General features: G+C 58.8%; 4 protein-coding genes and 1 pseudogene. 1 reads left to right on the top strand and 4 read right to left on the bottom strand.

Annotated features, from left to right (window positions below; genetic code table 11):
* Positions 1-538: pseudogene (locus HDR50_RS09025) on the top strand (IS5 family transposase); the annotation flags it as partial.
* A 254-nt stretch (positions 539-792) separates the two neighbouring features.
* On the opposite strand, the gene HDR50_RS09020 reads toward HDR50_RS09025, so the two are convergent.
* From HDR50_RS09020 to HDR50_RS09005, 4 genes are all read right to left on the bottom strand, one after another.
* Entirely contained in the window at positions 793-1,851 is a 1,059-nt protein-coding gene (locus tag HDR50_RS09020) for an ABC transporter ATP-binding protein (protein WP_291357793.1), read from the bottom strand.
* An 8-nt stretch (positions 1,852-1,859) separates the two neighbouring features.
* The gene (locus HDR50_RS09015) at positions 1,860-3,563 is read right to left on the bottom strand and encodes an iron ABC transporter permease (RefSeq protein WP_291357792.1); all 1,704 of its coding nucleotides are present in this window, start codon (positions 3,561-3,563) and stop codon (positions 1,860-1,862) included.
* The gene (locus tag HDR50_RS09010; RefSeq protein WP_291357791.1) at positions 3,560-4,666 is read right to left on the bottom strand and encodes an ABC transporter ATP-binding protein; all 1,107 of its coding nucleotides are present in this window, start codon (positions 4,664-4,666) and stop codon (positions 3,560-3,562) included. The genes HDR50_RS09015 and HDR50_RS09010 overlap by 4 nt, the downstream gene beginning before the upstream one ends.
* A gap of 114 nt (positions 4,667-4,780) precedes the next feature.
* Positions 4,781-5,695 carry an ABC transporter substrate-binding protein gene (locus HDR50_RS09005; RefSeq protein ID WP_291357790.1) on the bottom strand — a complete coding sequence of 305 codons (915 nt, stop codon included), beginning with the start codon at positions 5,693-5,695 and terminating at the stop codon, positions 4,781-4,783.
* Positions 5,696-6,000 lie beyond the last annotated feature (305 nt).

Here is a 6,000-nt window from a genome sequence, read left to right as displayed (position 1 = left end):
GTGGGGTTTGGGAAAGGCTACTCGAAATTCTTGTATCCGACCCAGATTTTGAATGGCTTATGATTGACGCAAGCCATATCAAGGTTCACCCGCACGCTGCAGGAGCACGGGGTGGCAATTAGGACATGGGGCGCACAAAAGGGGGCTCAACTCCAAGATACATCTGGCCGTGGATGCGCATGGTATGCCGGTCAGAATGTTTATTACAGCAGGTCCCGTTGCAGATTGTTCGCAGGCTTGCAGGCTTATCGAGGGAATAGATGCCGAGAGCCTTTTTGCGGATAAGGGATATGAGAGCGATGCGCTGGTCGAGTCGCCCCAACAGGCCGGAGTAAATCCTGTTATCCCGCCTCGTAAAAGCCGAAAATGTCTACGTCCTTACGATAAATATCTTTATCGACTTCGGCACCTCATTGAAAATGCCTTTTTGGAACTGAAGCGCTGGCGAGGTATCGCCACACGATATGCAAAAAACACGGCCTCATTTCTGGCTGCCGTGCATATCAGATGCATAGCCATTTGGGCTAAAATTAAATGACGACACTATCTAGCTGGCTCCAAGAACACACAGGGGCTCACGGAACTTCCCGTGAGCCTTTTTTTATGGTTCCCCGATACGGCCCCACGCTGGCCCCAAATTTTTCCCTTACGGAATAAGCGCCCGCGCGCGTTGGCACTCTTTTGCGGAGAAGATGGCACAAGCGGCCCACAACAAATCCCGCAAGTAACCATGGAGCCGTACCCACTTCCGGTAAGGCCTCGGCGGTCAGGCTCCCCGCTGTCCCCCTCAACTCAATCTTCGGCCAGGGTCTCGTACCAGAAAGGCCGCAGGAATTTCAGGTCGCAATTTTCGCCCACTTCCGGCGTCCTGTCGTGGCGGCTTTTCTGGACGCGGATGTTCTGGTCCCCCACTTTCACTTGCAGGTCAATGATGTCGCCGAGGAAGGATTTTCGCGTCACCACGCCCGAAACGTCGCCTTTTTCCACAAAATCTATTTCAAGCGGGCGGCTTGCCAGGCTCAGTTTTCCGTGCCGGCGCATTTCCTCGGGCGGGAGCGTCGCCAGGGCATCGGCGCCCCGCACGCGCCAGGCCGCGGCGTCCCCTTCCGTATCAAGAAAGTTGGAAAGCCCGATAAAGCTGAACACGAACTGGTTGGCCGGCTTGCGATAGATGTTCATGGGCGTGTCGATCTGTTGCGCCACGCCTTTGCGCATCACCAGGATGCGGTCCGACAGGGCCATGGCTTCCGCCTGGTCATGGGTCACATAGATGATGGAAAAGCCGTATTTGCGTTGCAGGTCTTTTATCTCAAAGCGCATCTCCTCGCGCAGGTGCGGGTCGAGGCTGGAGAGCGGCTCATCGAGGAGCATGACATCGGGATTGATGGCGAGCGCCCTTGCCAGCGCCACGCGCTGCTTGCCGCCGCCGGAGAGGGAGTCCGGGCTTTTGTTCGCCGCCTCGAGCAGATTTGTGGCCGCCAGCGCGTCCTTGACGCGCTTTTCCAGCTCGGCTTGCGGCACCTTGCGTATCCTCAGCGGAAAGGCCACATTTTCATAGACGCTCAAATGCGGCCAGACGGCGAAGGCCTGAAAAACCATGCCGAAGTCGCGTTTTTCCGGCGGCAGGTAATAGCCCTTGCGCCTGGAGGACAGCAGCCTGTCGCCCACATGGATCTCGCCGTCGTCCAGGTCCTCAAAGCCCGCCACCATGCGCAGGGTCGTGGTCTTGCCGCAGCCGGAAGGCCCCAGCATGGAAAAACATTCGCCCTTGCCGATCTCAAGGTTGAGCCTGTCGACAGCTTTTACGCTGCCGAAAATTTTGGTCACATCTTTCAGGCGTACATAGGACATGTTTTTCACTACCTTTTGGAGTGTCGAGCCGTGAAGCGGTTGATGAGGGTCTGGCCCGTGACAAGCAGGATGAGGGTCACGCCGGCCAATGCGGCGGAAACAACAGTCTCCCCGTCCTCATTCAGGGTGTAGATGGCGACGCCGATAGTTCGCGTGGTGGGGGCGTAGAGCAGGATGGAGACGGTGAGCTCCCTGAGCGAGGGCAGGAAGATGAGGAAGAACGCCGCCAGCATGCCTGGGCGCACCAAGGGCAGCACAATATCCTTCAGTGCCTGCCACATGGTGGCGCCGCAGGCGCGCGCCGCCTCCACAAGGGAGTCGTGCACCTGTTCCAGCGCGGCCGAGTTGGCTTTCAGGGAGAAGGCCATATAGCGCGCGATNTAGGCCACAAGNATGATCCAGATNGTGTTGTAGAGATTGACGCCGAACTTGCCGCTCCANGCGAGGATGACGCCNAGNGCGATGACCGAGCCGGGCACGGAGAAGGGCAGCATGCCCAGNAACTCGAGGATGCCCTTGCCGCGCACCTTCATNTTCACGATGACATAGGANATGANGACGCCNGCGAACATGGTGATGAGCGCNGAGGANAGCCCCAGNGTGAGNCTGTTGAAAATGGCGTCCTTGGTGAGCTGNTGCTCGAANAGGATGAACTTGTANTTTTCNAGGCTCAGGTTTTCCCANGTGAAGGGNAGNCCGTAGGTGGGNAGCCCNCCNACGAGGAAGATNACGACNGTGGGCAGCCCGATGGTGAAGCCGATGTAGAGGATGCAGAAAATCATCATNGGGATGCGCAGGCCGCGCAATTTCAGCTCCATGGGCCGGAAGCTCTTGCCCGCGATNATCTGGAAGCGCCCCCNGGCGAGNACCTTGTTTTGCAGCCAGATGATGAAGGCCGCCGTGAACACCAGCACTGTNGANAGCACCGTGCCCGTGCGGATGGATTCNAAACTGCCCGCGCTCTGGTGGATNTTTTCATAAATGAGGGTCGGGATATTATAGATGCCGTTCTCGATGCCGAGCACCGCCACNGTGCCGAAATGCGCCATNGAGTANAGCATNATCAGGAGCGCGCCGGAAAGGATGCTCGGGAGCACGAGCGGNATGGTGATNTTCCGNGTGATGGTGAAAAGNCCGGCGCCGGANATGCGGGCCGACTCTTCNAGNGTGGGNTCCATCCGCTCCAGCGCGCCGCAGACCTGAATAAAGACGAAGGGGAACAGATACATGATTTCAACCATGATGATNCCCGCATAGGAATANATATTGAACAGCGGGTCATCAAGGTTGAAGGTGTCCATGAAAAAGCGGTTGATATAGCCCGCNCNGGGGGAGAGCAGCATCTTCCAGGCAAGGGCGCCGATGAAGGAGGGNAGCATGAAGGGGATNAGGAACATGCCCTTCATGAACCGNTTCCAGGGAAGGTCGGTGCGCGTCACGAGCCACGCGAAAAACGTGCCCACNATGGTGCAGCCCGTGGTGGTGCCGGCGGCGATGATGACCGAGTTCAGCAGGGCCTGGTAGGTGCTGGGCTCNTTNAGGACGTTGANGACNTCGATAAGGTTGAAAGTGTTGGTCTCGCTGTTCCAGAANGCGTTGAAAAAGATGAGGAACACNGGAAAGGCGACAAANACCACCAGGATGCCGACGGAAAGCCCGAGCAGGAGCTGGGCNGTGCCGAAATGNTCGACTTTTTTNATNGCGTGGTTCATTCCGCCACCTCCGCCTTCTGTTTCGCGTCAAACCAGTGGAGATCGGTGAACGTGATGAGNCAGTCCTCCCCATCCTGAAANATNAGGCCGTTTTCGACNGCCNCATGGGTGGGTATNTCGGCCCGNAGCTGCGCGCCGTCNATCTCCACNAGATAATCCATGAGCGAGCCGAGAAAACTGGCCCGCNTGACCACGCCCNTGAGNGCGCCCGCNGGCGCNNTGCCCGCGTCCGGCCGGAACATGTTCACNTCCGAAGGGCGNCAGGCGCCGATCCAGTCCTCGATGTCGCCTTCNGGGGCAGGCCAGGGCACTTCCTGGCTGCCNGTGCCCACNAGNAATTTGCCGTCNTTTTTNCNTACGGAAAGGAAGTTCGCCACNCCCATGAAATTGAAGACGAAGAGGTCGGCNGGCCTTTCGTAGATNTCCTCGGGCGTNCCTATCTGGCGGATATTGCCCCGCGCGTCCATGATGGCCATGCGGTCGGAGATGGCCATGGCGATTTCCTGGTCNTGGGTGACGTAGAANACNGTGATNTTGAGCTTTTTTTGCAGCTCCTTGATNTCNAAGCGCATTTCCTCGCGCAGNTTGGCGTCGAGNTTGGTCAGCGGNTCGTCNAGCAGCATGATGGAGGGCGCGGCCACNAGGGCGCGGGCNAGGGCGACNCGCTGCTGCTGGCCGCCGGAAAGCTCGGAGGGCAGGCGNTTGTCCAGNTCGCCCATGTTGACCATGCCGATGGCCCGCATGGNNTTTTCNCGCANCTCGTCNGGNGGCGTCTTGGCGATNTTCAGCGGATAGGCCACATTTTCAAANACCGTCATGTGCGGCCAGACGGCNTAATCCTGAAAAACNACNCCGATGTCGCGCCTGTCCGGCGGCAGGCATTCGCCGCCGGCCCTGGCCACGACTTCGTCGCCGATGCTCACTTGGCCGCTGTCGGGGTTCTCAAAGCCCGCCATGAGCCGCAAAAGCACGGTCTTGCCGCACCCCGAGGGCCCGAGGAGGGTGAAGCACTCCCCATGCTCCAGCGTGAGGGAGAGATCCTTGAAGACCTGGTTCTTGCCGTAGGCCTTGCTCACCTTGTCCAGCTGTATCGTGGCCATCATTTGCCCTGCTGTTCTTTATATACACAAGTGCCGCCAGCATCGGCACTGACGCGCGGAGGAAAGTCTCCGCAAAAGGGGCGGCCGGAGCTTGCCGGGCCGCCCCTTGCGGCAAGGCTACTTCTTGCCCTGCATGATGTCCGTGAACTTCTTGATGGTGTCGGCCTTTTCGGCAATCATGTCGATATAATTGATCTTGATGGAACGCTGGAGCGCCTCCTCCGGAGAGGAAACCGGCAGCAGCGGGTCCAGCTTCACGTCGTTGCGCACGGGCAGCGTGCCTTCCCTGGCGATGATTTCCTGGGCCTCCTTTGAAAGCAGGAAGTCCACAAAAGTCTGCGCGGCAGTCAGGTTGGGCGTGCCCTTAATGATGGCGACGGGGCTCGGGGAGAGCAGGATCTGGGGCGGGAAGGCATAGCCGAGCTTGGCGCCCTTCTTGATCTTGTCAAGAGTGATGTAGTCAACGCCAATGCAGCCTACCAGTTCGCCGGAGGCCGTGTCGTCAATGACCTGCCCGGCGCCCTTGCCGATCTTGGTCTTGTTGGCCGCCATCTTGTCAACGAATTCCCAGCCGAACTGCTTCACGAGCATGGCGATGGCCATATACGCCGTGCCGGAGAGGGCCGGATTGGCGATGCCAAACGCGCCTTTGAACTGCTTTTCAAAAATATTGTCCCATTCCTTGGGCGCTTCCTTGACGAAGCGCGTATTGTAGACGATGCCCAGGGTGGCAAGGCGCGCGGCCGTGAAAGAGCCGTCGTAGTCGGGGAATGGCTGGATGAGCTCGGACAGGTTGGACGGGGTGTACTTTTCCAGCAGGCCCTCATCCTTCATGTTGTAAAAATCGGGCACCTCGCTCGTCCAGAGCACATCGGCAAGGATCTTGCCGGCCTGGCGCTCCGTGGCGATCTTCGCCATCAGCTTGCCCGCGCCGGCGGACTGGTAGTCGATGGTGATGTCGGGATGCTTCTTCTTGAAGGCGTCATAAATGGCGCCGATGAGGGATTCCTTCATGGACGTGTACAGGATCATTTTCTCCGCGGCCATGGCTTTGGAAGCGAACAGGCCGGCGGCGAAAAACGCCATCAACACAATGGCAACACCTTTGCGGAACATCGTGTCCTCCCCTTGTTGAATTGGACTGGCACAGACGGAAAAGCGGCCGCCCGCAACGGGGCGCGAGGCGCCCGGTGCCCATCGGCGCAGCGCTGCACGCTGGGGCGCCGCAAGGGCGGCTCCGTCTTCCGGCATTTGTGAAAAATTTAATCAAATACGTTTGGCATTGCAAGCCTTGACCGCCCTGTGCGAGCAGCCCCGGCTCCATTGCGCGCCGTGGG

The organism is Desulfovibrio sp. (assembly GCF_014803725.1).
GTDB lineage: Bacteria > Desulfobacterota > Desulfovibrionia > Desulfovibrionales > Desulfovibrionaceae > Desulfovibrio.
Note: the sequence above shows the minus strand (reverse complement) of the source record. Positions and strands in the feature narration are given on the sequence as shown.

Excerpts from the sequence above, each read along its gene's own strand:
- HDR50_RS09020 (WP_291357793.1), bottom strand. The coding sequence starts at position 1,851 with ATGTCCTATGTACGCCTGAAAGATGTGACCAAAATTTTCGGCAGCGTA.
- HDR50_RS09005 (WP_291357790.1), bottom strand. The coding sequence starts at position 5,695 with ATGATCCTGTACACGTCCATGAAGGAATCCCTCATCGGCGCCATTTAT.